General features: G+C 71.5%; 26 protein-coding genes. 8 read left to right on the forward strand and 18 right to left on the reverse strand.

The genetic code is table 11. From position 1 onward, the window contains the following. The first annotated feature begins 33 nt into the window (after nucleotides 1-33). From ACF06X_RS15280 to ACF06X_RS15290, 3 genes are read left to right on the forward strand one after another with little or no spacing between them, the layout of a single operon-like run. Nucleotides 34-558, forward strand: a complete 525-nt coding sequence (locus ACF06X_RS15280) for a PadR family transcriptional regulator (RefSeq protein ID WP_392287761.1) — start codon at nucleotides 34-36, stop codon at nucleotides 556-558. Next, nucleotides 555-1,238, forward strand: a complete 684-nt coding sequence (locus tag ACF06X_RS15285) for an ABC transporter ATP-binding protein (protein ID WP_392287762.1) — start codon at nucleotides 555-557, stop codon at nucleotides 1,236-1,238. Before ACF06X_RS15280 ends, ACF06X_RS15285 begins: the two co-directional genes overlap by 4 nt. Next, nucleotides 1,235-3,583 (forward strand): FtsX-like permease family protein, encoded by a 2,349-nt coding sequence (locus tag ACF06X_RS15290; protein ID WP_392287763.1) that lies wholly within the window; start codon nucleotides 1,235-1,237, stop codon nucleotides 3,581-3,583. The genes ACF06X_RS15285 and ACF06X_RS15290 overlap by 4 nt, the downstream gene beginning before the upstream one ends. Nucleotides 3,584-3,590: 7 nt before the next feature. On the opposite strand, the gene ACF06X_RS15295 is transcribed toward ACF06X_RS15290, so the two are convergent. Further along, complete coding sequence (locus tag ACF06X_RS15295; RefSeq protein WP_392287764.1) at nucleotides 3,591-4,550, reverse strand: hydrogen peroxide-inducible genes activator; 960 nt, start codon at nucleotides 4,548-4,550, stop codon at nucleotides 3,591-3,593. Nucleotides 4,551-4,683: 133 nt separating this feature from the next. On the opposite strand from ACF06X_RS15295, the gene ACF06X_RS15300 reads away from it, so the two are divergent. Together ACF06X_RS15300 and ACF06X_RS15305 are read left to right on the forward strand one after the other, a co-directional pair. Then, nucleotides 4,684-5,238 carry a peroxiredoxin gene (locus tag ACF06X_RS15300; protein ID WP_392287765.1) on the forward strand — a complete coding sequence of 185 codons (555 nt, stop codon included), beginning with the start codon at nucleotides 4,684-4,686 and terminating at the stop codon, nucleotides 5,236-5,238. Nucleotides 5,239-5,254: 16 nt separating this feature from the next. Beyond that, on the forward strand, nucleotides 5,255-5,788 hold the full coding sequence (locus ACF06X_RS15305; RefSeq protein WP_147980985.1) for an alkyl hydroperoxide reductase: 534 nt from the start codon (nucleotides 5,255-5,257) through the stop codon (nucleotides 5,786-5,788). A gap of 61 nt (nucleotides 5,789-5,849) precedes the next feature. On the opposite strand, the gene ACF06X_RS15310 is transcribed toward ACF06X_RS15305, so the two are convergent. The 5 genes from ACF06X_RS15310 to ACF06X_RS15330 all read right to left on the reverse strand — a co-directional run bounded on the left by ACF06X_RS15310 (nucleotide 5,850) and on the right by ACF06X_RS15330 (nucleotide 11,649). Then, nucleotides 5,850-6,536: a hypothetical protein gene (locus tag ACF06X_RS15310; RefSeq protein ID WP_392287766.1), complete on the reverse strand. Its 687-nt coding sequence runs from the start codon at nucleotides 6,534-6,536 to the stop codon at nucleotides 5,850-5,852. Further along, nucleotides 6,533-8,095: an AI-2E family transporter gene (locus tag ACF06X_RS15315; RefSeq protein ID WP_392287767.1), complete on the reverse strand. Its 1,563-nt coding sequence runs from the start codon at nucleotides 8,093-8,095 to the stop codon at nucleotides 6,533-6,535. The genes ACF06X_RS15310 and ACF06X_RS15315 overlap by 4 nt, the downstream gene beginning before the upstream one ends. A gap of 116 nt (nucleotides 8,096-8,211) precedes the next feature. Then, the gene (locus ACF06X_RS15320) at nucleotides 8,212-8,901 is read right to left on the reverse strand and encodes a transglycosylase SLT domain-containing protein (RefSeq protein WP_392287768.1); all 690 of its coding nucleotides are present in this window, start codon (nucleotides 8,899-8,901) and stop codon (nucleotides 8,212-8,214) included. A 356-nt stretch (nucleotides 8,902-9,257) separates the two neighbouring features. After that, nucleotides 9,258-10,580 carry a PhoH family protein gene (locus ACF06X_RS15325; protein WP_392287769.1) on the reverse strand — a complete coding sequence of 441 codons (1,323 nt, stop codon included), beginning with the start codon at nucleotides 10,578-10,580 and terminating at the stop codon, nucleotides 9,258-9,260. Nucleotides 10,581-10,887: 307 nt separating this feature from the next. After that, a complete protein-coding gene (locus tag ACF06X_RS15330) occupies nucleotides 10,888-11,649 on the reverse strand; it encodes an isoprenyl transferase (RefSeq protein ID WP_392287770.1) in 762 nt (253 codons plus the stop codon). A 110-nt stretch (nucleotides 11,650-11,759) separates the two neighbouring features. Here ACF06X_RS15330 and mgrA point away from each other — a divergent pair, with 110 nt between their 5' ends. Further along, entirely contained in the window at nucleotides 11,760-12,797 is a 1,038-nt protein-coding gene (gene mgrA / locus ACF06X_RS15335) for an L-glyceraldehyde 3-phosphate reductase (RefSeq protein WP_392287771.1), read from the forward strand. Nucleotides 12,798-13,140: 343 nt separating this feature from the next. Here the strand turns inward: mgrA and ACF06X_RS15340 are convergent, their stop codons facing one another. From ACF06X_RS15340 to ACF06X_RS15350, 3 genes are read right to left on the reverse strand one after another with little or no spacing between them, the layout of a single operon-like run. After that, nucleotides 13,141-13,494 carry a winged helix-turn-helix transcriptional regulator gene (locus ACF06X_RS15340; protein ID WP_392287772.1) on the reverse strand — a complete coding sequence of 118 codons (354 nt, stop codon included), beginning with the start codon at nucleotides 13,492-13,494 and terminating at the stop codon, nucleotides 13,141-13,143. 53 nt (nucleotides 13,495-13,547) lie between these two features. Continuing rightward, nucleotides 13,548-15,095: a DUF2079 domain-containing protein gene (locus ACF06X_RS15345; RefSeq protein WP_392287773.1), complete on the reverse strand. Its 1,548-nt coding sequence runs from the start codon at nucleotides 15,093-15,095 to the stop codon at nucleotides 13,548-13,550. A gap of 25 nt (nucleotides 15,096-15,120) precedes the next feature. After that, the gene (locus tag ACF06X_RS15350) at nucleotides 15,121-15,921 is read right to left on the reverse strand and encodes a prepilin peptidase (protein WP_392287774.1); all 801 of its coding nucleotides are present in this window, start codon (nucleotides 15,919-15,921) and stop codon (nucleotides 15,121-15,123) included. A 40-nt stretch (nucleotides 15,922-15,961) separates the two neighbouring features. Between ACF06X_RS15350 and ACF06X_RS15355 the strand changes: the two genes are divergently transcribed. Further along, on the forward strand, nucleotides 15,962-16,366 hold the full coding sequence (locus ACF06X_RS15355; RefSeq protein WP_392287775.1) for a DUF192 domain-containing protein: 405 nt from the start codon (nucleotides 15,962-15,964) through the stop codon (nucleotides 16,364-16,366). Here the strand turns inward: ACF06X_RS15355 and ACF06X_RS15360 are convergent. Then, the gene (locus ACF06X_RS15360) at nucleotides 16,338-17,444 is read right to left on the reverse strand and encodes a hypothetical protein (protein ID WP_392287776.1); all 1,107 of its coding nucleotides are present in this window, start codon (nucleotides 17,442-17,444) and stop codon (nucleotides 16,338-16,340) included. The genes ACF06X_RS15355 and ACF06X_RS15360 overlap by 29 nt on opposite strands. Nucleotides 17,445-17,588: 144 nt before the next feature. On the opposite strand from ACF06X_RS15360, the gene ACF06X_RS15365 reads away from it, so the two are divergent. Continuing rightward, nucleotides 17,589-18,593, forward strand: coding sequence for a hypothetical protein (locus ACF06X_RS15365; protein WP_392287777.1), 1,005 nt, complete (start codon nucleotides 17,589-17,591; stop codon nucleotides 18,591-18,593). Nucleotides 18,594-18,643: 50 nt separating this feature from the next. Here ACF06X_RS15365 and ACF06X_RS15370 read toward each other — a convergent pair whose 3' ends face one another. From ACF06X_RS15370 to ACF06X_RS15405, 8 genes are all read right to left on the reverse strand, one after another. Further along, complete coding sequence (locus tag ACF06X_RS15370; protein WP_392287778.1) at nucleotides 18,644-19,252, reverse strand: OmpA family protein; 609 nt, start codon at nucleotides 19,250-19,252, stop codon at nucleotides 18,644-18,646. Nucleotides 19,253-19,264: 12 nt separating this feature from the next. Then, nucleotides 19,265-19,846 (reverse strand): hypothetical protein, encoded by a 582-nt coding sequence (locus tag ACF06X_RS15375; RefSeq protein ID WP_392287779.1) that lies wholly within the window; start codon nucleotides 19,844-19,846, stop codon nucleotides 19,265-19,267. A 31-nt stretch (nucleotides 19,847-19,877) separates the two neighbouring features. After that, nucleotides 19,878-20,537, reverse strand: coding sequence for a pilus assembly protein TadG-related protein (locus ACF06X_RS15380; RefSeq protein WP_392288412.1), 660 nt, complete (start codon nucleotides 20,535-20,537; stop codon nucleotides 19,878-19,880). Nucleotides 20,538-20,539: 2 nt separating this feature from the next. Then, on the reverse strand, nucleotides 20,540-20,770 hold the full coding sequence (locus tag ACF06X_RS15385; RefSeq protein ID WP_392287780.1) for a Flp family type IVb pilin: 231 nt from the start codon (nucleotides 20,768-20,770) through the stop codon (nucleotides 20,540-20,542). Nucleotides 20,771-20,857: 87 nt separating this feature from the next. Next, nucleotides 20,858-21,553 carry a response regulator gene (locus tag ACF06X_RS15390; RefSeq protein ID WP_392287781.1) on the reverse strand — a complete coding sequence of 232 codons (696 nt, stop codon included), beginning with the start codon at nucleotides 21,551-21,553 and terminating at the stop codon, nucleotides 20,858-20,860. After that, a complete protein-coding gene (locus ACF06X_RS15395; protein ID WP_392287782.1) occupies nucleotides 21,550-22,869 on the reverse strand; it encodes a sensor histidine kinase in 1,320 nt (439 codons plus the stop codon). Before ACF06X_RS15395 ends, ACF06X_RS15390 begins: the two co-directional genes overlap by 4 nt. A 5-nt stretch (nucleotides 22,870-22,874) precedes the next feature. Continuing rightward, a complete protein-coding gene (locus ACF06X_RS15400) occupies nucleotides 22,875-23,762 on the reverse strand; it encodes a DUF5936 domain-containing protein (protein ID WP_392287783.1) in 888 nt (295 codons plus the stop codon). Between the two features lie 15 nt (nucleotides 23,763-23,777). Further along, nucleotides 23,778-24,722, reverse strand: coding sequence for a type II secretion system F family protein (locus tag ACF06X_RS15405; RefSeq protein ID WP_392287784.1), 945 nt, complete (start codon nucleotides 24,720-24,722; stop codon nucleotides 23,778-23,780). Nucleotides 24,723-24,724: the final 2 nt, after the last annotated feature.

Below are 24,724 nucleotides of genomic sequence, written 5' to 3' on the forward strand. Positions count from 1 at the left end.
TCGTGCGTATACACCGGGTGTAGAGTGACGCGCATGTCAATCGGTCACACCCTTCTCGGGCTCCTGGAGTCCGGTCCGCGCCATGGCTACGACCTCAAGCGCGCCTTCGACGAGAGATTCGGCCACGACCGGCCGCTGCACTACGGGCAGGTCTACTCGACCATGTCGCGGCTCCTGCGGAACGGCCTCGTCGAGGTCGACGGCGTGGAGGCCGGCGGCGGCCCGGAGCGGAAGCGGTACGCCATCACCGAGGCCGGCATCACCGACGTCGAGCGCTGGCTGTCGCAGCCCGAGAAGCCGGAGCCGTACCTCCAGTCCACCCTCTACACCAAGGTCGTCCTGGCCCTGCTGACCGGACGCGGGGCGGCCGAACTCCTCGACGTGCAGCGGGCGGAGCACCTGCGGCTGATGCGGGAGCTGACCCGGCGCAAGAAGGACGGCGACCTCGCCGACCAGCTGATCTGCGACCACGCGCTCTTCCACCTGGAGGCGGACCTGCGCTGGCTGGAACTGGCCGCCGCCCGGCTCGACCGGCTCGCCGAGGAGATCCGCCGATGACCACCACCCCCCTGCTGCTGGCGAGCGGCGTCGACAAGGCCTACGGACCGACCCCCGCGCTCGCGGGCGCCGACTTCGCCCTCCGGGCCGGCGAGGTCGTCGCCGTGATGGGCCCCTCGGGCTCGGGGAAGTCCACGCTGCTGCACTGTCTCGCCGGGATAGTCCGGCCGGACGCCGGCACCATCACCTACGACGGCCGCGAGCTGACCGCCCTCTCCGACGGGGCGCGCAGCGCCCTGCGTCGCAGCGACTTCGGCTTCGTCTTCCAGTTCGGACAGCTCGTCCCCGAGCTGACCTGCGTCGAGAACGTCGCCCTGCCGCTGCGTCTGAACGGCGAGCGGCGCAAGAACGCCGAGCTCAGGGCGAGTCAGTGGCTGGCGCGCCTGGAGGTCGAGGGCGTCGGCGGCAAGCGTCCCGGCGAGATCTCCGGCGGCCAGGGGCAGAGGGTGGCGGTCGCCCGCGCGCTCGTCACCGCCCCGCGGGTGATCTTCGCCGACGAGCCGACCGGCGCCCTCGACTCGCTCAACGGCGAGCGCGTGATGCAGCTGCTCACCGACGCCTCCCGGGACACCGGCGCCGCCGTCGTCCTCGTCACCCACGAGGCCCGGGTCGCCGCGTACTCCGACCGCGAGGTCGTCGTACGGGACGGTTCGGTCCGGAGCACGGAGTGGGCGGCATGAGGATCCGTACCTGGGCGCGCGACCTGGCGCTCGGCGCCCGGTTCGCGGTCACCGGCGGACGGCAGGGCCTCCTGCGCACCACACTGACCGCCGTCGGCGTCGGCCTCGGCGTCGCCCTGCTGCTCGCCGCCGCCTCCCTGCCGAACATGCTGTTCGTCCGCGAGGTGCGCGAGTCGGCGAGGGAGCCCGACGCGAGCTACGAGACGGTCACACCCGGCCCCGACACCTTTCTGTACGTGCGCGCCGAGACGCTCTACCGCGGCGACCCCGTCAGGGGCATGCTGCTGCGGCCCGAGGGCCCGCGCGCCCCGCTGCCCCCGGGCGCCGCGAAGCTGCCGGGTCCGGGCGAGATGCTGGCCTCCCCCGCGCTGGGCGCGCTGCTCGACTCCCCCGAAGGGGCGCTGCTGCGCGAGCGGCTGCCGTACAAGGTCGTCGGCACCATCGGCGACGCCGGACTGATCGGCCCGGCCGAACTGCGCTACCTCGCCGGCAGCGACACCCTCACCACCGACAACTACGACGGCCGGGGCAAGACGTACGGCTGGTCCGTTCCGGCGGAGCAGAAGAACGCTTTCCTGCTTCTCCTCGTCGTCATCGCCTGCGTGGTGCTGCTGCTGCCGGTGCTCGTCTTCATCGCCACCGCCGTCCGCTTCGGCGGCGAGCAGCGCGACCGGCGGCTCGCGGCGCTCCGACTCGTCGGCGCCGACATCGCCATGGCCCGGCGGATCTCGGCCGGGGAATCCCTCGCGGGCGCGCTCCTCGGGCTCGCCGTCGGCGCGGGTGTCTTCGCCTTCGCCCGGCAGTTCGCCGGCACCGTCATGATCTGGGACGTCAACGCCTTCCCGTCCGACGTCTCACCGCTGCCCTGGCTCGCCGCGCTCATCGTCGCGGCGGTGCCCGTCGCCGCTGTCGTGGTGAGCCTCATCGCCCTGCGGGGGGTGGCGATCGAACCGCTCGGGGTGGTCAGGTCCGCCACGCCCAAGCCACGCCGCCCGGTCTGGCGGCTGCTCCTGCTCCTGGCCGGTGCGGCGCTTCTCGTACCGTCCGTCGGCGACGTGCGGATCGAGGAGACGGCGATCGACACCGTCGCCGTCGCCGGCGGCACCGCCCTCGTCCTGACCGGGCTCACCGCGCTGCTTCCCTGGCTCGTGGAGGCCTTCGTGAAGCGGCTGCGCGGCGGACCGGTGTCCTGGCAGCTGGCCGTCCGCAGGCTCCAGTTGAGCAGCGGCACGGCCGCCCGGACGGTCAGCGGCATCGTGGTGGCGGCGACCGGGGCCATCGCGCTCCAGATGCTGTTCCAGGCGATGCAGAACGACTTCATGCGGGTCACCAACATGGACACCGCCCGGGCCCAGCTGGAGACGAAGGTCGACGCCCCGAACGGCGATGAGGCCCTGCGGACGATCGAGAAGCTCTCGAAGACGGCGGGGGTCACCGGGGTGGTCGGCACGGTCGAGTCAAGCGTCTGGCGCCTTGGCCCCCTGCGGAAGGGCGAGGACTTCCCTCCCAGCACCTCGATCGCCGTCGGCGACTGCGCCTCCCTGAAGGAGTTCGCCGCCCTGCCGTCCTGCGCGGACGGGGACGTCTTCATCGCCCTCGCGCACGGCCTCGGCGGGCCCGACGACGCCTGGGTCGCCGAGACCGCGAAGCCGGGCGTGGCGGTCGCCCTGCGCGATCCGGACACCCACCCGTCCGGTCCCCCGCCGACCTGGCGCATCCCGCCGTCCGCGCGCACGGTGGACGCGCGCCTCGACCCCATGGGCCGGGTCCCGTTCGGGGTGCTCGCCACGCCGTCGGCGATCGACGCCTCCCGGCTCGACTCCCCGGAGGCGGGGGCGATGATCCGGCTCGACCCCACGGTGCCCGACGCCGCCGAGCACGTACGGAACGCGGTGGCGGCCCTCGACCCGCTGACCCGCGTCGACACCCTGCAGAACGTCGAGCGTGACGCCCAGTTCAGCAGCGTCCGCACCGGAATCCTGGTCGGCGCCACCCTGACGATGGCCCTGGTGGCGTCATCGCTCCTGGTCGCCACCCTGGAGCAGCTGCGGGAGCGCAGGCGGCTGTTGTCCTCGCTGGTCGCCTTCGGCACCCGGCGCGCCACTCTGGGCTGGTCGGTGCTGTGGCAGACGGCGGTGCCGATCGTCCTCGGTCTGGCCCTCGCGGTGGCCGGCGGTCTCGGCCTGGGAGTAGTGCTCCTGAGGATGATCGGCAAACAGGTCGAGGACTGGTGGGTCTTCCTGCCGGTGACCGGAGTCGGCGCGGCCCTGATCGCGGGGGTGACGCTGGTGAGCCTGCCGCTGCTGTGGCGGCTGATGCGCGCGGACGGGCTCAGGACGGAGTAGGCGCCCCTTATTTCGGGGAGGCGGGGCCCACGATCCGTACCGGAAGGCGCTTCATCGCGCCGCGCAGGGCCTGCGCCAGTTCCTCGAACTCCGCCTGCCGGGCCGCGCCCGTCCGCATGGCGAGGGCGACCCGCCGGGAGGGCGCGGGCGCGGTGAAACGCCCCGTGAACAGGGCGGTGTCGCGGGCGGTCTCGACCTTGACCGCGGTGCGCGGGAGCAGGGTCACGCCGAGGCCGCCGGCCACCAGCTGGACCAGCGTGGAGAGGCCCGCCGCGGTGGTGGTGACCGGCGCCCCCTCGGTGCGGCCGGCCTCGCGGCAGATGTCGAGGGCCTGGTCACGCAGGCAGTGCCCCTCGTCCAGGAGCAGCAGCTTGAGCTCCTTCAGCGCCTCGCGGGGTATGTCGTCGCGACCGGCCAGCGGATGGCCCTCCGGGGTGACGAGCACGAAGTCCTCGTCGAAGAGGGGGAGTTCGGTGACCCCCGGCACGCCGAGCGGCACGGCGAGCAGCAGCAGGTCCAGCCGCCCGGCCGCGAGCCCCTCCAGGAGCGAGGAGGTCTGCTCCTCGTGGACCTGGAGGTCGAGTTCCGGATAGCGCTGGTGCACCAGGCGCAGCACGGTGGGCAGCAGGTACGGGGCGACGGTCGGGATCACGCCGAGCCGCAGCACCCCGGTGAACGGCGCCTGCGCCGCCTCGGCCTCCTCCATCAGCTCCGCGACGGCGTCCAGGACGGCCCTCGTCCTTACCGCGAGCCGCTCCCCGGCGGGCGAGAGCAGCACCTTGCGCGTCGTACGCTCGAGGAGCTGGACACCGAGTGCCTCTTCGAGAGCCGAAACCGCGCCCGAGAGCGCCGGCTGACTCATCCCGATGGACGCCGCCGCGTCCCGGAAGTGGAGGTGCTCCGCGACCGCCGCGAAGGCTCTGAGCTGGGAAAGACTGGGCTGCTTCTCGCGCCGTACGGGAATCACTGATAACCACCTTCGATCAACCCGACCGAGTGTAGCTATTTCACTGATCAATGCACCCCGTGCCATGCTGTGAGCCGTCCAACCCCTCACGGAAGACCCCAAAAGGGACCCTTCCACTGTGCAAGGAGAGCGCGTGCTCACTGTCGGTGACCAGTTCCCCACCTACGACCTGACCGCCTGCGTGTCGCTGGAGAGCGGCAAGGAGTTCGAGCAGATCGACCACAAGTCCTACGAGGGCAAGTGGCGTGTGGTGTTCTTCTGGCCGAAGGACTTCACCTTCGTCTGCCCCACCGAGATCGCCGCCTTCGGCAAGCTGAACGACGAGTTCGCGGACCGCGACGCCCAGCTCCTCGGCGTCTCCGGCGACTCGGAGTTCGTGCACCACGCCTGGCGCAAGGACCACGCCGACCTGCGTGACCTGCCCTTCCCGATGCTCGCGGACTCCAAGCACGAGCTGATGCGTGACTGCGGCGTCGAGGGCGAGGACGGTTTCGCCCAGCGTGCCGTCTTCATCGTGGACCCGAACAACGAGATCCAGTTCACCATGGTGACCGCCGGCTCCGTCGGCCGTAACCCCAAGGAGGTCCTGCGGGTCCTGGACGCCCTGCAGACCGACGAGCTGTGCCCGTGCAACTGGAACAAGGGCGAGAACACTCTCGACCCGGTCGCGCTCCTCTCGGGCGAGTAAGGACAGGGAACCTCAGATGGCTCTCGACGAACTCAAGTCCGCCATACCGGACTTCGCCAAGGACCTGAAGCTGAACCTCGGTTCGGTGATCGGCAACAGCGAGCTGCCGCAGCAGCAGCTCTGGGGCACGGTCCTCGCCTGCGCGATCGCCTCGCGCTCGCCGAAGGTCCTCGCCGAGCTGGAGCCGGAGGCCAAGGCCAACCTCAAGCCCGAGGCGTACACGGCGGCCAAGTCCGCCGCCGCGATCATGGCGATGAACAACGTCTTCTACCGGACCCGGCACCTGCTGTCGGACCCGGAGTACGGCACGATGCGCGCCGGTCTGCGGATGAACGTCATCGGCAACCCCGGGGTCGAGAAGGTCGACTTCGAGCTGTGGTCGCTGGCCGTCTCCGCGATCAACGGCTGCGGCCAGTGCCTGGACTCGCACGAGCAGGTGCTCCGTAAGGCCGGTGTGGACCGCGAGACGATCCAGGAGGCCGTCAAGATCGCCTCGGTGATCCAGGCGGTCGGCGTGACGCTGGACGCGGAAGCGCTGCTGGCCGAGTAACGGCACGCACCGCGCGTACGACGAGAAGGGCCCCGGGGTCGTGAACCCCGGGGCCCTTCTCTCACTTCTTGAGCGCGGCCATCAGCGCTTTCATGTCTTGGACCAGCACGGTGTCGATGCCGGTCAGATCGGCCTTCTTGTCGGCCTCGACCGCCTCGTTCTCCTCCGCGTCCCAGTCCATTTCCGGACTGATCCAGAGGGTCAGCTCGGCCTGGCCGTCGAGGACGGTGATCCAGGCATTGGAGTCGTCGGCGTCACGGTGGACGTACGCCCGCTCCCCGAGCCCCTCGACCGGCTCGGCGCCCTCCATCATGTCCCCGAGGCCCGGCTCGAACTCCGGCCCCGGGTCGGTCACCTTGTGCAGGTCGTACATGATCATGGCGCTGTACGTCATCTCGGGCGGCCCGAGTGTGGCCGTGCAGCGCGCCTTGTCCAGCGCGGGATGCTTCTCCGTCGCGGTGTCGGCGTCGGTCGACTTCTCCCCGAGCGCCGTGGTGAGGCCCTTCAACTCGGCCTTGTCGCACAGGCTGTCGACCGTGCGGTAGCCGCCGAGGTCCGGGCCGCCGTCCTGGGACCGTTCGTACGCCTGGAGTCCGCCGGCCCACACGGCCGACGCCACCAACGCGCCGCCGAGCGCCCACCGCCACGGGCGTCGCGGCCGAGGCGGGCGCGGCGGCGGTGGCTCGATCCGTACGGTCTCGCCCGCGGGGAAGACCGTCCCGCCCACCAGCTCCGGTTCGGATATCACGCGTCGTCGTCCTGCCGTGTGGTCGAGCCGGGTGCGGGGGTCGGCGCCACCCGGAAGGCGGTCGCGCCGCGTGGCTCCGGCGTACTGAGCAGGGCCTGTTCGGTGCTGTACGCGCGGAGGTAGCCGACCACCGTGTTGATGACCGCGACCAGCGGAACCGCCACCACCGCGCCGCCGATGCCCGCGGTCAGTCCGCCGGCGGCGACCGCGAGGACCACGGCGAGCGGGTGGACTCGTACCGCGCGGCCCAGGATGAACGGCTGCAGCACATGGCCCTCGAGCTGCTGCACGGCGAGGACCACGACGAGCACCATCAGGGCGGTGAACACCCCGTTGGTGACCAGCGCGACCACGACCGCGAGGGCGCCGGAGATGACGGCGCCGACGAGCGGGATGAAGGCGAAGAGGAAGATGAAGACGGCGAGCGGCACGGCCATCGGGACGTCGAGGAAGTACAGCCCGAGGCCGATGAAGACCGCGTCGATCAGGGCGACGATCACCGTTCCGCGCACATAGGCGGTCAGCGTCCGCCAGGCCCGGGGGCCGGCGCCCGCGACGCCGGGCCGTGCCTGGGCGGGCACCAGGTTCAGTGTCCAGTTCCAGACCTTCTTCCCGTCGTACAGCAGGAAGAGCGTCGAGAACATCGCGAGCAGTATGCCGGTGAGCGCCTCGACGACGACGGTCACGCCCTGGAGGCCGGCCGTGGTGATCTGCTCGGTGTTGGAGCCGATGGTGTCGCTGAGGTTCTTCGCGATGTCGTTGATCTGCTGCTCGGTGACGTGGAACGGGGAGTCGAGCAGCCAGCGCTTGAGCTCCTCGATGCCGTCGCGCACCTGGTCGGAGAGGTTGTCGATGTTGTCCATGACCTGCCAGACCACGAACCAGCCGACCAGGCCCATGATCACGAAGCCGGTGACGGCGGTGAGGGCGGTGGCGACGCCGCGCGGCAGTCCCATCCTGCGCAGCCGCTTCACGGTGGGCTGCAGCACCGCGGTGATGAGCAGCGCGGCGACGAAGGCGAGGACGACCAGCTGCACGGAGCTGATCACCTTCATCAGGACCCAGACCGTGCCGGCGAGCACGAGCAGCCGCCAGCCGGCCTCGGCGGCGACCCGCATGCCCCAGGGGATCGCGGCGGCGGGGTCGGGCCGGGCCGGGACGGCCGGTGCGTAGTCGGGCGGCGCGGGAACGGAGGGCGAGGGCGCGGCGGGTGCGCGCCGTCCCGGCCACCGCCCGGCGCCGGCCCCGGCCCCGGCCCCCGCCTTGGCGGTGCCTCCCGCCGGGCCTTCCGCCGAACCCGGCGCCGGGCCTGCGGCGTCGGGGCCGGACCGGCCGGCGTCCTCGCCGGTGGTGTCCCCACCCGTCGTGTCGTCTCCGGAGGGGGCGCGGCCGGGCTCCCCGGCCTCCGGTCGTCCGGCCGGGCCGCTCTCGGGGCCGTGAGGCCCGCCGTTCGGCTCGTCCTCGTCCCGTTCCGCCTCCGCGCGGCGCTCGGCCAGGCGTTCGCCCATGCGGCTCACGCCGGCGCCGAGGCGGCTCAGCCATCCAGGCAGTCTCGACATGTTCTTCCCTCTTCCCCCGCTCACTCCCCGGGGGAGCCCGTGGACCTTCCGAACCTACACGCACGAAGCCCCTCACCGTAGGACGGTGAGGGGCTCCACGAGGTTGAGCTGCCGGTCTAGTACCAGCGGTTGGCCTGCCAGAACGACCAGGCGCCGCAGGGGCTGTCGTACCGGCTGTTCATGTAGTTCAGGCCCCACTTGATCTGGGTGGCCGGGTTCGTCTGCCAGTCGGCGCCGGCCGACGACATCTTGGAGCCCGGGAGGGCCTGGACGAGACCGTAGGCACCCGAGGAGGGGTTGGTCGCGCGGTAGTTCCAGCCGGACTCGTGATCCACGATGTTGCTGAAGCACTGGAACTGCGAGGCGGGGATCATCTGGCGGGCGATGGCCTTGACCTCGGCGATGGAGTACGAGCCCTGGGCGGAGAAGGTCGACGCGTCGCGCAGCGAGGAGCGGTTGGCGCGCTCGGCGGCCTCCTTGCGCTCCTGCTCCGCCTTGTCGGCGGCCTTCTTCTTCGCCTCGGCGTCCTTGGCGGCCTGGATGCGGGCCGCCTCCTCCGCGGACTTCTTCGCGGCCGAGTCGGCCGCGGCGGCCTGGACGGCGGCCTGCTCCGAGAGCGAGGAGACCTGTACCTGGGCCTGCTCGCCCGCGGGAATGTCCGCGAGCAGCGTGGTGTCGGCCGCGGTGGCCTCGAAGTTGTCGTCCGAGGGCTGGGTGCTGCCCGAGGCGACGCCCACGACGGCGCCGACGGTGGTGACCGCAGTGGCCGAAGCCACCGCGAATCCCCGGACCGAGATCCGGCTCACACGGTTTCCTTCCAGCATCGCCCACGCAGGTGACCAAGCGGGCGAAATCGTGCCCCTGGCGCTGGTCTTCGACGTACTGGGTCACTGAAGACACGGGCCCGTGGTGCTGTGGGCGGCATACGGCGAACGGTTGTTGAGTTGTGTGGTGCCGCACCCCTGAGGGTGCACGTGTGCCGTATGCGGGGCCTGACGGAAGCAAGACTCTGCCGGACGCCGACGCCGCAAGGCAATTCCGCGTTGCGTGTGAAAGCTCACACCCCTTCCGCCCCAGCGGTTTTGGCCGAATCTGCGGACAGCACGACGCCGCCCGGCTAAGCTCCTGCGCTTTGCCGGGCGGCGCCAACTGCCGTAACGGGTCAGATCTGGCCGTCCTCCAGCATTTCGGTCACGAGCGCGGCGATCTGGGAGCGCTCGGAGCGGGTGAGCGTGACATGGGCGAAGAGCGGATGGCCCTTCAGCTTCTCGACCACGGCGACGACGCCGTCGTACCGGCCGACCCGGAGGTTGTCGCGCTGGGCGACGTCATGGGTCAGCACGACACGGGAGTTCGCGCCGATCCGGGACAGAACGGTCAGCAGGACGTTCCGCTCCAGGGACTGGGCCTCGTCCACGATGACGAACGCGTCGTGGAGGGAGCGGCCCCGGATGTGGGTGAGCGGCAGGACCTCCAGCATGCCGCGGCCCAGCACCTCCTCGATGACCTCCCGGCTCGCCACGGCCGACAGCGTGTCGAAGACCGCCTGCGCCCAGGGGCTCATCTTCTCGGCCTCGCTGCCCGGCAGATAGCCGAGCTCCTGGCCGCCGACCGCGTACAGCGGACGGAACACCATCACCTTCTGGTGCTGCCGGCGCTCCAGGACCGCCTCCAGGCCCGCGCAGAGCGCCAGCGCCGACTTGCCGGTGCCGGCCCGGCCACCCATCGAGATGATGCCGACGTCCGGGTCGAGGAGCAGATCGAGGGCGATCCGCTGCTCGGCGCTGCGGCCGCGGATGCCGAACGCCTCCCGGTCGCCCCGCACCAGCCGGACGTTCCCCTCCGCCGTGATCCGGCCGAGCGCCTTGCCCCGCTCGGACTGCAGGACCAGGCCGGTGTGGACGGGCAGCTCGGCGACCTCCGGCACGTACAGGGACTCCTGGTCGAAGAGGATGTCCACCTGATCCGCGCCGAGGGCCAGTTCGGACATTCCGGTCCAGCCGGAGTCCGTGATGGCCAGTTCGGCGCGGTACTCCTCGGCGAGGAGACCGACCGAGGAGGCCTTGATACGCAGCGGCAGGTCCTTGGAGACGACGGTGACGTCGTACCCCTCGGCCTGGAGATTGCGAGCGACAGCCAGGATCCGTGAGTCGTTGTCCCCCAACCGGTAGCCGGCCGGGAGCACGCCGGGGTCGGAATGGTTGAGTTCGACACGCAGCGTCCCGCCCAGGTCCCCGATGGGGAGCGGGGCGTCCAGGCGTCCGTACCGGACCCGGAAGTCGTCCAGGAGGCGCAGGGCCGCCCGGGCGAAGTAGCCGAGCTCGGGGTGGTGCCGCTTGGCCTCCAACTCGGTGACCACGACGATCGGGAGCACGACCTCGTGCTCGTCGAAGCGGGACACGGCGTTGGGGTCGGCCAGCAGGACGCTGGTGTCGAGAACGTAGGTGCGCCTGTCGGACAAGCGGCGCTTCATGCTGGTCACCACGGAAGGACAGACCCCCTCTGAAGACCCCTGTGAGGTCGGGGTGCGACGGAATCGGTGTCGCTGCGGGATGGGACCGGGCTCTGGCCGCGAAACACGGGCCGAGCGCCGGCCCTCCGCTTCGTCCGTACATGTCCTGCACGGTCGTCCTGGTGCAACGGGCCTCCCGGGTGGCGGTCTCCGTGCCGCTCACTCTGGAAGGGATATGCCCTCGAACACCCGTTACCATGCGCGGGCATATGACGACGCGTTCATGAACGGCAGGTGGCCGCCACCGTGGCGGGGCGCGAGGTCCCGGGGGTCGCGGAGGTCAGGTGCCGTAACGCCGGTGCCGGGCCGCGTAGTCGCGCAGCGCCCGCAGGAAGTCGACCTTCCGGAAGGCCGGCCAGTGGACCTCGCAGAAGTAGTACTCCGAGTGGGCGCTCTGCCACAGCATGAACCCGGACAGACGCTGTTCGCCGCTGGTACGGATCACCAGATCGGGGTCGGGCTGGCCACGCGTGTACAGGTGCTCGGAGATGTGTTCGACGTCGACGAGCTCCGCGAGCTCCTCGAAGCTCGTCCCCTTGTCCGCGTGCTCCAGGAGCAGCGAGCGGACCGCGTCCGCGATCTCCTGACGGCCGCCGTAGCCGACGGCGACGTTCACGAGTATGCCCGTGTTGTCGTGGGTGCCCTGCTCGGCCTCCTTCAGGACGGACTGCGTCCTCGCGGGCAGCAGGTCCAGGGTGCCCACGTGGTGCACCCGCCAGCGCCCGTCGGCCGCCAGGGAGCGCACGGCGTTCTCGATGATGCCGAGCAGCGGCACGAGCTGCTCCTCGGGCCGGTTCAGGTTGTCGGTGGAGAGCATCCAGAGCGTGACGACCTCGACGTCGGTCTCGGCACACCAGCCGAGCAGCTCCTGGATCTTGTCCGCGCCGGCCTTGTGCCCCTGCTCGGGGGTGCCTCCGGAGGCCTTGGCCCAGCGCCGGTTGCCGTCGAGGATCACACCGATGTGCTTGGGCACCTGGTCGTGGTCGAGGCGGCCTTCCACCCGGCGTGCGTAGAGCCCGTACACCAGGTCGCGCAGGTTCACTGTTCTTAACCCCTCCATGCCGCGGCGATCCCCGAAGCGGCCACATTACTGCGCACCGGCCGACGCCTCCCAGCCCGGGACCGTCACAGGTCCGTGATAAGCAGAGATACGTGACTGACGCCTCTCCGTACCGCGCCTCCGCGGACCGCTACGACCACATGGAGTACCGCCGCACCGGCCGCAGCGGGCTCAAGCTCCCCGCCGTCTCGCTCGGCCTGTGGCACAACTTCGGCGACGACCGCGCGCTCGACGCGCAGCGCGCGATCCTGCGCCGCGCCTTCGACCTCGGCGTGACCCACTTCGACCTGGCGAACAACTACGGGCCGCCGCCCGGATCGGCCGAGCTGAACTTCGGCAAGCTCTTCGCCCAGGACTTCGCGCCGTACCGGGACGAGCTGATCATCTCGACGAAGGCCGGCTATCTGATGCATCCCGGCCCGTACGGCGAGTGGGGCTCCCGCAAGTATCTGATGTCGTCGCTCGACGCCTCTTTGAAGCGGATGGGTCTCGACTACGTCGACATCTTCTACTCGCACCGCTTCGACCCCCACACGCCGCTGGAGGAGACGATGGGGGCCCTGGCCTCCGCCGTCCAGCAGGGCAAGGCGCTGTACGTCGGTGTGTCGTCCTACACCAGCGAGCAGACCGCCGAGGCCGCCGGGATCCTCAAGGACATGGGCGTCCCCGCCCTCATCCACCAGCCGTCGTACTCGATGATCAACCGCTGGACCGAGGACGACGCCCTCCTCGACACGCTGGAGACGGCCGGCATGGGCTGCATCTCCTTCGTGCCGCTGGCCCAGGGACTGCTCACCAACAAGTATCTGAAGGGCATCCCGGAGGGGTCGCGGGCCACGCAGGGCAAGTCCCTCGACCCGAAGCTGCTCTCCGAGGAGGTGCTGCGGCGACTGCGCGGCCTCGCGGACATCGCCGAGCGGCGCGGGCAGTCGCTGGCCCAGCTGGCGCTGTCGTGGGTGCTGCGCGACGAGCGGATGACCTCCGCGCTGATCGGCGCGTCCAGCGTCGGGCAGCTGGAGGAGAACGTGGCCGCGCTGTCGGGTCCGCCGCTGACGGCGGAGGAGCTGAAGGAGATCGACACCTTCGCGGTGGACACCGAGGGCACCAACATCTGGGCCGGCCGGGGCTGAGGCCCGCACGGCCGAGGGCGGGCGGGGGCGGGCGAATGCCGAGCGGCCGCACCGGAGAGACGAAGGCGGAGACGAAAAACGGGCCGGTCCGTGGGGGGGATACGGACCGGCCCGAGGGGGGGTTTCCACCATAACCCTTCGTAAGTCGTGTTGGGTGCCACCCTGCGTCGGCGGATCGCCCGGAAACCGCCGGAACCCTGCTGCGACAAGGGCCGTGGGGCCTGTGGCGGGTTTGCGCCCCGGCGTGGCGGCGGGTTTCGTACCTCCCAAGGGGGACCCTCGGTGACGGGCCCCCGGTTGACGCCCCGCCCGCCCGGTCGAGCCGTCCGGTCGGGCCGCCAGGTCAGGCCGCCCGTTCGGCCTTGCGGGCGAGGGTCTCCGCCATGAAGCGGTCGCCCCACTCCCCCAGCGGCAGCAGCGCCGTGTTCAGCTCCTGGCCGAGGCCGGTCAGGGAGTACTCCACCCGGGGCGGGACCTCCCGGTAGACCTCGCGGTGCACGATGCCGTCCGCCTCCAGCTCGCGCAGCTGCTGGATCAGCATCTTCTCGCTCACGCCGGTGATCTGCCGCCTGAGCTCCCCGAAGCGGGTCGTGCCGTGGGCGTGCAGCGCCCACAGGATGAGCGGCTTCCACTTGCCGCCGACGACGTCGACGGCCGCGTCGAGCCCACAGTCGTACCCCGTCTTCCCCTTGGCCATCGCCAACTCCTCGATTCGTCGCGACTGTTCGGTCAAGGAGGACGGCCTCCGGCCTATTCCCGCGCCGGGGCCATGACGGCCGGTCGGGCCGGCCGGGTCGGCCGGGCCGGTCGGTGGAGGAGCGTCAGGCCGTCGCGGTGGGCGACGAGCGCGTAGCCGTGCCGCTCGCGCGCCGCCTTCAGCTCGGCCTCCTGCTGCTCGATCGGATAGGGCCAGTGGCCGGTCTTGTACGGCCAGGCCTCCGGCGCCCGGGCGTCGTGGAGGATCCACTCCGTGGTGGGCGGCGGGAAGGCCGTGCGGTCGTACCGGTAGAGCTCGCTGTCGACCGGGAAGGTCGGGAAGAGGACGACCGTGCACCGCGAAGTGAGCTGCGGGGCCAGCCGGTTGGAGGCGGCGACGGTGGTGCCGTCCGGGATCTTCGCGAGCAGCTCGCGGGCCGCCTCGATGTGCGGGGTGGTCCGCCAGGTGGCCCGCTGGGCGAGCTGGGCCAGCGGGAAGGACGGGATCATCACCGCGGTCACCGCGAGCACGGTGGCCAGCGAGGCGCGGACATGGCGGGCGGCGAGCGGGTGGCCGGCGCGGCGCCAGACGGCGAGGGCGTCGATCAGTCCGGCGAAGACGACCGGCATGAGGATGGCGCTGTAGTGGAAGGCCGTGCCCCAGTGGAAGCCGTTCTCGGAGAGCATCCGCCAGGCGAGGGTCGGGACGGCGATCAGCGAGAGCGGGGAGCGCAGGGCGAGCAGCGCGGACGGGGCGAAGACCAGGACCAGGGTCATCGCCTTGATGTCGGGGCGCAGGGCGTCGAGCGGGGCGTGGGCGAGGGTGGAGAGCAGCGAGCCGTAGCCGTCGGAGAGGTTGCCGCCGTGGGCGTAGTCGCCGCCGGGGTTGAAGGCGGGCAGCAGGAGCTTGATCTCGATCAGCGAGCCGGTCAGTCCGGCGGCGGCGGTGGTGATGCCGAGCCGGCGCGGGCCCTTGATCGCGATGTACACCCCGACGGCGGCGAGGGTGAGCCCCAGGTCCTCCTTGATCAGGAGCAGCGGGGCGGCCCAGGCGACGGCGTGGCCCCAGCGCCGGCGGCCGAGCGCTTCGAGGGAGTGGGCGAGGAGCGGTACGGCGAGGGCCACCTCGTGGAAGTCGAAGGCGGCGGCCGAGGCGATGCCCCAGCTCAGGCCGTATCCGGCCGCGACCACATGGGCGGCCCGGCGGCCCAGCACCCGCAGCGCCCAACGGGCGAGGGGGACGACGGCGAGGGCGAGCAGCGCGGACTGGGCGATCAGCAGGCAGAGGGGGGAGGGCCAGATCCGGTAGAGGGGTGCGAGGGCGGCGAGGAGGGGGTGGAAGTGGTCGCCGAGAAGGTTGAAGTCGGGGCCGCGCAAGGGCACGACGGGGGCGCCCAGTTCGGCGTAGGCGCGGACGGCCTGCTCGAAGATGCCCAGGTCGTATCCGGTGGTGCGGAGGAGGACGTGCCGGCGCACGGCGACGGTCGCGTAGAGGAGGCACAGGGCGGCGGCCCACGCCCAGGGCAGCAGGGCGGACGCCCGCCGGGGCAGCCGGAGGACCGCCGGAACGACCTGAATGGTTCTGTCAGCAATTGTCCGCATGTGACGGGATGCTAGGGCGGGAACCTCAGGGGGTGGCGGAGAGCGCGCCGAGGAGCAGGCCGAGCAGGGCGCCGCCGAGCATGAAGGGGCCGAACGGGATCGCGGAGGTGCGGCTTCCGCGCCGGGCGAGGACCAGGCCGAACCCGTAGAGCGCGCCGAGGAGAAAGCCCGCGAACGTACCGGCGAAGAGGACGCCCCAGCCGTACCAGCCGAGAGCGGCGCCGAGGGAGAGGGCGAGCTTCACGTCGCCGAAGCCCATGCCGTTCGGGTGGATCAGGAACAGGGCGAAGTAGCCGCCGCCGAGGGCGAGTCCGCCGAGCAGCGCGTGGAGCCAGGATCCGCCGTCGTACGGCAGGAGTTCGGCGCCGGCCAGGAGCAGCGGGGTGGCGGCGGCGAGCGGGAGGGTGAGCCGGTCGGGCAGCCGGTGCACGCGGATGTCGACGGTCGCCAGGAGCACGCCGAAGGGCGCGTACAGCAGCCAGACGACCAGCTCGGGGCGGGGCCCGGTGGCCAGGGCGAGGGCGGCGCAGACGAGGGCGGTGAGGAGAGGGGTGAGGAGGGGGGCGGTGATGCGGCGGGGGGCGGTGATGCGGAGAGGGGCGGTGATCGGGCGCGGGGCGGAGGGGGGTGTGGCTTCGGTGGCGCAGGCGCGGCAGGCCGGGGTGCCGAGCCAGCCGCCGGCGGGTCCCGCGAGGGCGTGCCCCGCCGGGCAGGTGTCCCGCCACCGCCGGCCCGGCTCGACGGAGAGCCGGTACGCGGCGCGCGGCACGAGCAGGCCGGTGGCGGCGCCCCACAGGGCGGCGACGGCGATCAGCGTGGCGTACACGCGCGGCACCCTACCCACCCCTGCCGCTACGGTCTCCCCCATGCGGAGCAGGGGCAGTGCGGGCAGTGCGGGCAGTGCGGGCGGTGCGGGGAGATGGCGGGACGGGAGCGGCACGCTGGCCGTCCCCGAGGGGGCGGTCGAGCTGGAGATCGCGGCCTCCTACCGTGCGCGGCGGCGCGGTCTGCTCGGCCGGGACGGGATCACGGGCGCGCTCCTGATCACGCCGACCAACAGCGTGCACACCTTCGGCATGCGCTTCACCATCGATGTGGCCTATCTGGACCGCGACTTCACGGTCCTCGACGTGGTGACCATGAAGCCCGGCCGGCTCGGCATGATCCGGCCGCGCGGCCGGCACGTGCTGGAGGCGGCGGGCGGTGCGATGGCGGGCTGGGGACTGCGGCCGGGGGTACGGGTCACGGCGGTCCCGAGCCGAGCAGCGTGAACGCCCCGTAGCCGGCGGAGGCGAGCGCGAGTCCGGCCAGGACCAGGACGCGGTCGCGTATTCGGAGGCGTACCAGCGCCACGGCCGCCGGGAGCAGCAGTCCGAAGGCGGGCATCATCAGGCGCGGGCGGGAGCCGAAGTAGGCGGCGCCGATGAGGGAGATGACGACGACGGCGATCGTGTACACGAGGAGGGGCACCGGCTGCTTCTGCCGTACGCAGAGCACCACCAGCCAGGCGAGCAGGCCGAGCACCGCGCACAGGCCGAGGGCGGCGAGCGGCGGCAGACCCCAGATGAAGCGGGCGAGCGCGACCCCGCCGTCGATGGAGTTGCCCCAGGCGGCCTGGACCTCGAAGTAGGCGGTGGCGCTGCCCCGGCGGACGCCGACGTAGAGGACGTACGCGAGCCAGCCCAGCGGCGCGAGGAGCACGCCGGCCGCCATGCGGGCGGGCAGACGGCGGTCGCGGACGACCGTGACAAGCGCCGTGATCCCGATCGCGGCGATGAGCGCGGCGGCGGTCGGCCGGGTGAGTCCGGCGCACGCGCAGAGCGCCCCGGCCAGGATCCAGCGCTCGCGCAGCACGGCCAGGACCGACCAGGCGGCGAGGGCGGTGAAGAGCGTCTCAGTGTACGCCATCGACTGCACGAACGCGGTGGGGTACGCACCCCAGAGGACGGCGAGGGCGACTCCGGCCGCGCGGCCGGAGACATGGGCGCCGCATGCGTAGATGCCACAGGCGGCGGCGAGCGAGGCGGTCCAGGAGACGAGCAGCCCGGCCGTCGCGGCGTCGACGGGCAGGAGGGTGGAGAGGGCCCGTTCGAGGGCGGGGAGGAGGGGGAAGAAGGCGAGGTCGGAGTGGACGCTGCCGTTGGGGAGCGTGACCTGGTAGCCGTAACCGTGCTCGGCGACGCGTACGTACCAGACGGAGTCCCAGCGGCCGGAGAGCCGGTGCAGCCCGTCCTTGCCGGTCAGTGCGGCGACGAGGGCGAGCACCGCCAGACCGAGGACGCGGGTGGCGGCGTAGCCGCCGAGCGCGAGAGCGAGGGCCGGTGAGGGACGGGGCCGGTCGTGGAACATGTGCTCGATTATGTCCGGGGCGATGGTGTGCCGATCACCACGCCCGGCGGGGCACGGCCGCCCCGGACGCGGTTGTCCACAGGCAGGTCCGCCGGGTTGTCCACAGGGGGTGCGAACGGTCCGGCACCCGTGGATCGTTGGGGCATGGAGGACTTGGTGCGGATCGCCCGGGGCGGGGTGCTTCTGACGGGATGGGCGTACGCGGCGGGCTGGCCGCGCGGCCGCTTGCGCAGGCGGCTGCCCGCCGAGGGATGGCAGCCGATCTGCCGGGGCGCATGGGCGGCCCCGGGAAAGGAGGTGGACTGGAAGGTCAGAGCGACAGCGATCCAACTCCTGCGCCCGGAACTCATCTGCAGCCACGCCACAGCCGCAGCAGTCCTCCGCATCGAGCGCATGGGCGAGGGCTGGGGTGAGAGCTGGGGCGGGGGCGGGGGTCGGGGTGGAGGGTGGGGCGGGGGGTGGGGTGGGGAGGGGGGCGGGGGCGGGGAGCTGGAGGTCCTCGACTTCACGGCCGAGCACCCCGCGTCCTCCCGCCGCGGGGACGGCCTGCGCGTCCACTCGACAGCCTTCCTCGCCGATCGGGACCGCGTCATGCGCAGGGGCTTGCGGGTGACCGGGCCCGCCAGGACTGTCGGCGACCTGATACGGAACTGCGGCACCCGCGAGGAGGCCGTCGTGGTGGCGGACTCGGCCCTGTCCCGCCGCACCGTCCGGGGCGTACGGCGAGAGGCTCTGGTCCTCCACGCGGACCTGGTGGCCGAACTGGCCGCACCTCGCCGGGGCGCCACGCGCGCCCGTGCGTGGCTGCGCCTGGCCGACGCCGCCTCGGGCTCGCCCGCCGAGACGGTGGCCCGGCTGCGCATGCACGACGCGGACCTGTACCCGGAGTCGCAGCCCCTCCTCCACACCCGCTCGGGCCGCGCCCTGCGCCCGGACTTCCTCTTCCGTGCGGCGGGCCTTGCGGTCGAGGTCGAGGGCTTCGCCTTCCACGGCACGCGCCAGGCCCATGACCGGGACGTCCGCCGCTACAACGAGCTGACGGACTGCCCGGCCGTCCACCGGGTGCTGCGCTTCACGGCCCGGGACGTCTTCCAGCGGCCGGAGCGGATGATCGCGACGATCCGGGGGGCGCTGGGGCACTTGGGGTGAGGTGTGCGGGGTGGCGGGGTGGCGGGGGTGCGGGGTGGCGGGGTGCGGGGTCAGCCGCCTGTGGTGCGGGGGAAGGAGATCTCGACGCGGCGGTTCTTCGTACGGCCTTCCTCGGTGCGGTTGTCCGCGATGGGGTAGTCCTCGCTGTACCCGCGGATGTCGAAGCTCGTGCCGGGGTTCAGGTTCTTGGCCAGCTCCAGTTGGACGGCGTCGGCGCGCTGCTTGGAGAGCTTCAGGCCGTGTTCGTAGGTACCGAGGTTGTCGGTGAAGCCGAAGACGCGGACTTTGCTGGAGTTCTGCTTGTTGATCTCGGCGGCGATGGCGGCGATACGGGCGGTGGCGGCGCTGCTGAGCTTGGCGCTGTCCTTGGGGAAGAGGACCTCGGCCTGCAGGGCGAAGGTGACGTCGACGTTGGTGTCCTCCCGCCGCTGCTCGCCGCCTTGCTCCTCGACGACCTGCTTGATGTCGAGGACCTTGGCCGGCGCGAGGGTGGCTCCGTCGGGAAGCATGAGTTCGGGGGAGTTCGCGTCGATCTCGGGGGGTGGGGAGGCGCTGGAGGTGGAGCCGGGGGGATCGTCGGCGAGGGCGGGGAGGGTGGGGAGGGAGAGAAGGAGGAGGGTGGTGGTGGCGAGGACGAGGAGGCGGGGGGGAGTGGTCATGGCGGCAGCACCTCAGGAAAGTTTGATGGTGCCGGGTTCGAAGGTGGGCAGCTGGAACGAGACCTCAGTCGTGCTTACGGGCGGGGCCGGGAACTGCATGAACACGGCGATCGACTTCCCGGCCCCTAGGCTGGGCATCCCTGTGGTGGTCAGCGGCCGACCATCGGTGTCCCGCAGCACGTAGTAGCGCTTCTTCCCGACGGAGTCGACGAGCGTCGCACCCCCCAGAGAGTTGCCGTGCTTCACGACCTCCGTCTCGTCGCCGGCCGTCTGGGCGGGGATGATGGTGGCGGAACCCGCGGTGTTCGTCAGCCTGCCTTTGATCGTCAGAAATCCGCCGGCGTCACGCTCCGCCACGTTGATGGAGAGCTCCAACCCCTTCTGGCCTTTGAGAGAGGCGAGCACTTCCGCCGGCTCTTGCGTCTGCGTCTCCTTGTTGCTGTCGCTGGCCTTGGGGGTCGTGGGGCTTGAGGCGGGCCGGTCGTTCTTCTGGTCGCCCTCGCCGCCGCACCCGGTCGCGACGAGCGTCAGTCCGACCGCAAGGAGGACAGCGGCTGCCCCCCTACGGGCCTTCCCTGCGTACCGAACGCTCATGAAACGTGCTTCCTTTACTCGTCATGCGATGTCAGTCGGCAAGTCGGACAGTGAAGAGGTCTACGGCACTGGGCAGTCGCGGTCGCTCCGGGTCGATCTCCCAGGACTCACCGGCACACCGCAGGCCGAGGATCGGCCCCGGATCGGTCGGTGTGGGATCCGGTGTGGGCTCTGGGCCCGGCGGCGGCTCCGGCGGCGGCTCTGGTGTGGGCTCCGGAGCCTCGAAGGTGCAGCGTGGCTCTATCACCGCCGTGGCGGTGGCACGAGCATGCTGCCGCTCCGTGACGGGGACGAGAGACGTGCCCACCGGCTGGAGTGTCCGGACTTCCACATGGAAGCCCTCTTCGCCAAGTGGCACACGTGTACAGCCACGGCCCGAGAGTGTCGCGTCGTTCTTGGCCGCGAACGAGGCGGCTCGCCGACACGCGCTGTCCACGAGGTAGCGCTCGCCGTTGATGAACTCGCCCCACTGCGTGGGATCCGTGATCACGTCGAGCCAGCCGTCGCGCAGCTGATCCCTCGCGTCCTGTGCCGCTGCGAGCGCGGCCGCGTCGGCTGCTGTCTGGGCCCCGTTTCGCGTCGCCGCAGCCTGCCCGACCGCGAAGTACACGAAGGCGAGGAAGAGCAGTCCTGCCACGACGGTGATGTAGATGGGAAACGCCTGCCCCCGATCCGCCCGCCTACCGCACAGCGCTACTCGCCGCCGCCTCCGGTGAGTTCGGTGATCTTCTGGGAGATCGCATTCTTGATCGACTGGCCGATGTCCGTGCCGGTGATCGCGATCACGATGGCCACCACCACCACGATGATCCCCAGGTACTCGACCGCCGTCTGCCCCCGGTCCTTCGACTGCTCGCGCTCCCGCGTCCAGTTCGCCAGGTGCACCTTGGCCTTGGTCGCGGCCTTCAGCAGCGTGTCGCTCATCCTGACCCCCTTCGTGTTCCTGCCCTCTCGCGGCACGGTACGCCTCCCGTCCGGGGGGCGAACAGGGTCCGGGGGCCCAATGGGCGGTCATGTCAGGGTCCTGGTGCCGAGCCAGGCTGCTATCGCCTCGCTTCTCGTCGTGCTGTGGAGTTTCGCGAAGATGCGGTTGATGTGGTTCTTGACCGTCTTCTCGCTGATGAAGCACGTGTCTGCGATCTGTCGGTTGTTCAGGCCCGACGCGATCAGGTCCATCACCTCCGCCTCCCTCCCACTCAGACCGAACTGTCCCACATTTCGTTGCAGCTGCGAAGTCATTCGACCAAATTGCTGCCACTCACCGGCTCTTACGACCCCACCATCATGTGCAGTCGCACGCACCACGCCCACCAACGCGTTCGCCGCCGTCGGCGTGAAGCGGGCCCGGCCCGCTCTCACGTCGTGGACCGCCGTCACCAGTTCCTCCGCCGTGAACTCACCATGCACCAGGTAACCGCCCGCCCCCAGCCGCAGCGCCTCCTGCACCACTTCGCTCTCGCCGCTGTACGTCAGCATCAGCACCGGGGCCAGGCGGGCCAGGTGGGGAAGGGCCGTGAGGCCGTCGAAGATCGGCATGCGGACGTCGAGGAGGACCACGTCCGGGCGGGTGCGTTGCGTCGCCTCCAGTGCCGTGCCGCCGTCCGGGGCCTCCGCGACCACGCTGATGTCGGGGCGGCCCTCCAGGAGGGACGTCAGTCCGGCCCGTACGACCGGGTTGTCGTCGGCGACGACCACCGTGAGTGTCATGCTCCGACCGCCTTCCCGAGCGCCTTCCCGACCGGGAGTTCCAGGCGTACTTCCGTACCCGTCACCGCCCCGCCCCTTCCGATTCTGAGCCGCGCCCCCACGCCCGCCGCCCGCTCGACCATGCCGACCAGGCCGAAGTGGCCCGCCCGGCGCAGGCCGTCCAGGGTCGTTCCCGGGGGCAGGCCCCGACCGTCGTCGCGGACGCTGATGCGGAGCAGGCCCGCGACGACGCCGGCCGAGACGTCGATCCGGGTGGGGCGGGCGTGCCGGCCCGCGTTCTCCATCGCCTCGGAGGCGATGGTGAGCAGTTGCCGTGCCACGGCGTACGGGACGGGCGGCACCGCCGTCTCCCCGACGCGCCGGTAGGCCGCCTCGATGCCCGAGCGGCGGCCGAAGTCCCGGACTCGCTCCGTCAGTTCCGAGGCGATGTCCACGTTCGTACCGCCGCCTCCGTACGACTGCCGACGCAGGTCCGCGAGCAGTTCGCGTGACTCGGCGGCGGCCCGGCGGGCCGAGCGGGCGACGAGGTCGGCCCGCTCCCGTACGGCCGCCGGATCCGATGTCGCCGCCAGGCCGTCCGCCGCGAGGGCGAGGCCGTGCAGGGTCTTGGCCACCGAGTCGTGCATGTCGCGGGCGAGACGTGCACGTTCCTCCTCCACCGCCTGGGCGGCGGCGAGGCGGGCGCGGGCGTCGGTGAGCGCCTGCGTGGCGGCGCCGAAGCGGAGGAGCAGGTTACGGATCGTCACGCCGAGCGCGCCCGTGATCACGCACAGGCCGGGGAGCAGCGTCGCCTCGCCGAGGGTCGGGTCGAGGTGGTGCGGGTCGGAGGCGTGGAGGGCGAGCAGGATCAGTGACTGGAGGCAGGCGAAGAAGGCGGCCCCGCGCCAGCTGTAGACCAGGCCCGCGAGCAGCGGCGTGCAGACGCTCACGTAACCGAGAGTGCTCTGGGGGCCCGCCGTGACGAGCAGCAGCGAGCCGAAGAGGGTGTCGGCGGCCAGCAGCGCCGGGTGTCTGAGGAGCAGGGGGCCGAACCGCTCCCAGTCCCTGAACAGGACGTACGAGCCCATGAACGTGACCAGCACCGCCGCGCCGACGAGCCAGGTCGCGAGGCCGTCGGCCGCGCCGAGCAGGGCCGCCGGGCTCGCCAGGGCGATCATGGCCAGGCGGAAGCCGAAGACCTGGCGGCACATCGCCTGGAGGGCGTTGACCTGGATCCCGGGCGAGTTCAGTCCACCCGTGGTGATGTCAGCCCTGCCGGCCGCGCCCACAACCCCGTCGGCCACGCCGACAGCCCCACCCGAGGTGCCCCACCCCATCGCCCTCACTCTCCCGTGATGGAGCCGAAGTTCGTCCCCGTGCCCAGGAACAGCCCCGCCCCCAGCAGGATCATCGTCGCCGGGACCATCAGCGTCGTGATCACCATCGTCGCCTTGGGGACCGCCTTGGCCGCCTTCCGCCGGGCGTTCTGGGCGTCGGTCCTGCGCATGTCGTTGGCGATCTGGATCAGGGTGTCGACGATCGGGGCGCCGAGTTCCTCGCCCTGCTGCAGTGCCGTGACGAACTGGGCCACCTGTTCGGAGTCGTTGCGCCTGCGCAGTTCGTCGAAGGCCTGCCTCCTGCTCACGCCCATGTCCATCTGCCGCAGGGTGATCCTGAGCTCGTCCGCCCACGGGCCTTCGTACTTGTCGGCGACCCGGTCGAGCGCCTGCCGGAAGCTCAGACCCGCGCTGACGACGACCGCGAGGACGTCGAGGAAGTCCGGGAGGGTGCGTTCGATCTGGTCCTTGCGGATGCGGATGGCCGACCAGATGCCGACCTCGGTCCAGAAGGCGCCGAAGGCGAAGAGAAGCAACGCGACGACGATGTCTCCGTTCGAGAGCATGACCAGGCCGCCGAGGCCGCCCAGGAAGCCGTAGACCGCGCGCCGGGCTCCGTACCGGTCGATGGTCAGGCCGCCGGGGTTGCCGGCGAGGTCGATCCTGCGGCGTACGGCGTTGACCCGCTTGGGGCCCATGGCGCGCAGCACGGCGGCCGAGTAGCGCATGCCGAGCCGGTCCACGACGGAGTCGACGGCTCCGGTGCGTGAGGAGCCGACCTCCAGGGCGAGCTGGAGGTCGCTGGGGAGTTTGGCGTCCGCGCGGTAGAGGCGGATGCCGTGGAAGACGCCGGCGACGGAGAGGGCGGCGGCGAGTGCGAGCAGCAGTTCCATGACGACTTCAGCTCCTCAGACGTCGATCTTCGAGAAGCGGCGGATGACGACGAAGCCGACCACGTACAGCGCGAAGGCGGCGACGACGGCGAACTGTCCGAGGCCCGAGCCGGTCATCCGGTCCAGCGCGCCCGGCTGCATGTTGTCGATGAGCAGGAGGGACCCGATACCGATGACCGGGACCGCGTACGCCGTCATGCTGACCTGCGACAGCTGCGTACGGACCTCCCGCCGGGTCTCTTTGCGCTCCTCCAGGGTCTCGGTGAGGTTGCGCAGCGAGGCGACGACCGTGCCGCCCGCCTTGTTGGCGAGGACGAGGGTGGTGACGAGGACGACGAGTTCGCGGGAGGGGAGGCGTTCGGCGAGTTCGCCGAGGGCGTCGTCGATGGAGGTGCCGACGGCGAGTTGCTGGGCGACGCGTTCGAGTTCGTCGCCCGCGGGCGCTTCGAGTTCGTCGGCGGCCATGCTGAGCGCCATCCGCAGGGCGAGTCCGGCCTGGGTGGCGTTGGCGAGGATGCGGGAGAGTTCGGGGAGCTGGTTGATGAACTTCTCGATGCGCTTCTGTCGCTGCCAGCTGAGGAATCCGAGGGCCGCCCACACGCCGAGGAAGCCGCAGATCGGGCCGAAGAACGGGGAGAGCGCGGCCTGGCCGGCGATCCACAGGACGGCCACCGTCACGGCCATGGCGGCGACGAACTCGCCGGGGGTCAGGTCGAGGCCGGTGGCGGAGATCCGTAGCTCCAGTTTTCTGCCGAAGCGGGTACGGCGGAGGCGGCGGTCCAGGGCTCGGAAGCGGCGTCTGCGGCGACCGCCCGTTGCCTCTGGTTCGCCGGTCTGGGTGAGGCGGGCGACCAGGGCGGCGCGCTGGGCGGCTCCGCTCGCGTACGTGTGGACGCCGGCCACGCCGAGGACGCAGGCGAACAGCGCGACGCCGACCACCGGCCAGGTGAGGTCGTTCATGT

Origin of the sequence: Streptomyces sp. NPDC015346 (assembly GCF_043078785.1) — a bacterium.
In the GTDB taxonomy this organism is placed as follows: Bacteria; Actinomycetota; Actinomycetes; order Streptomycetales; family Streptomycetaceae; genus Streptomyces.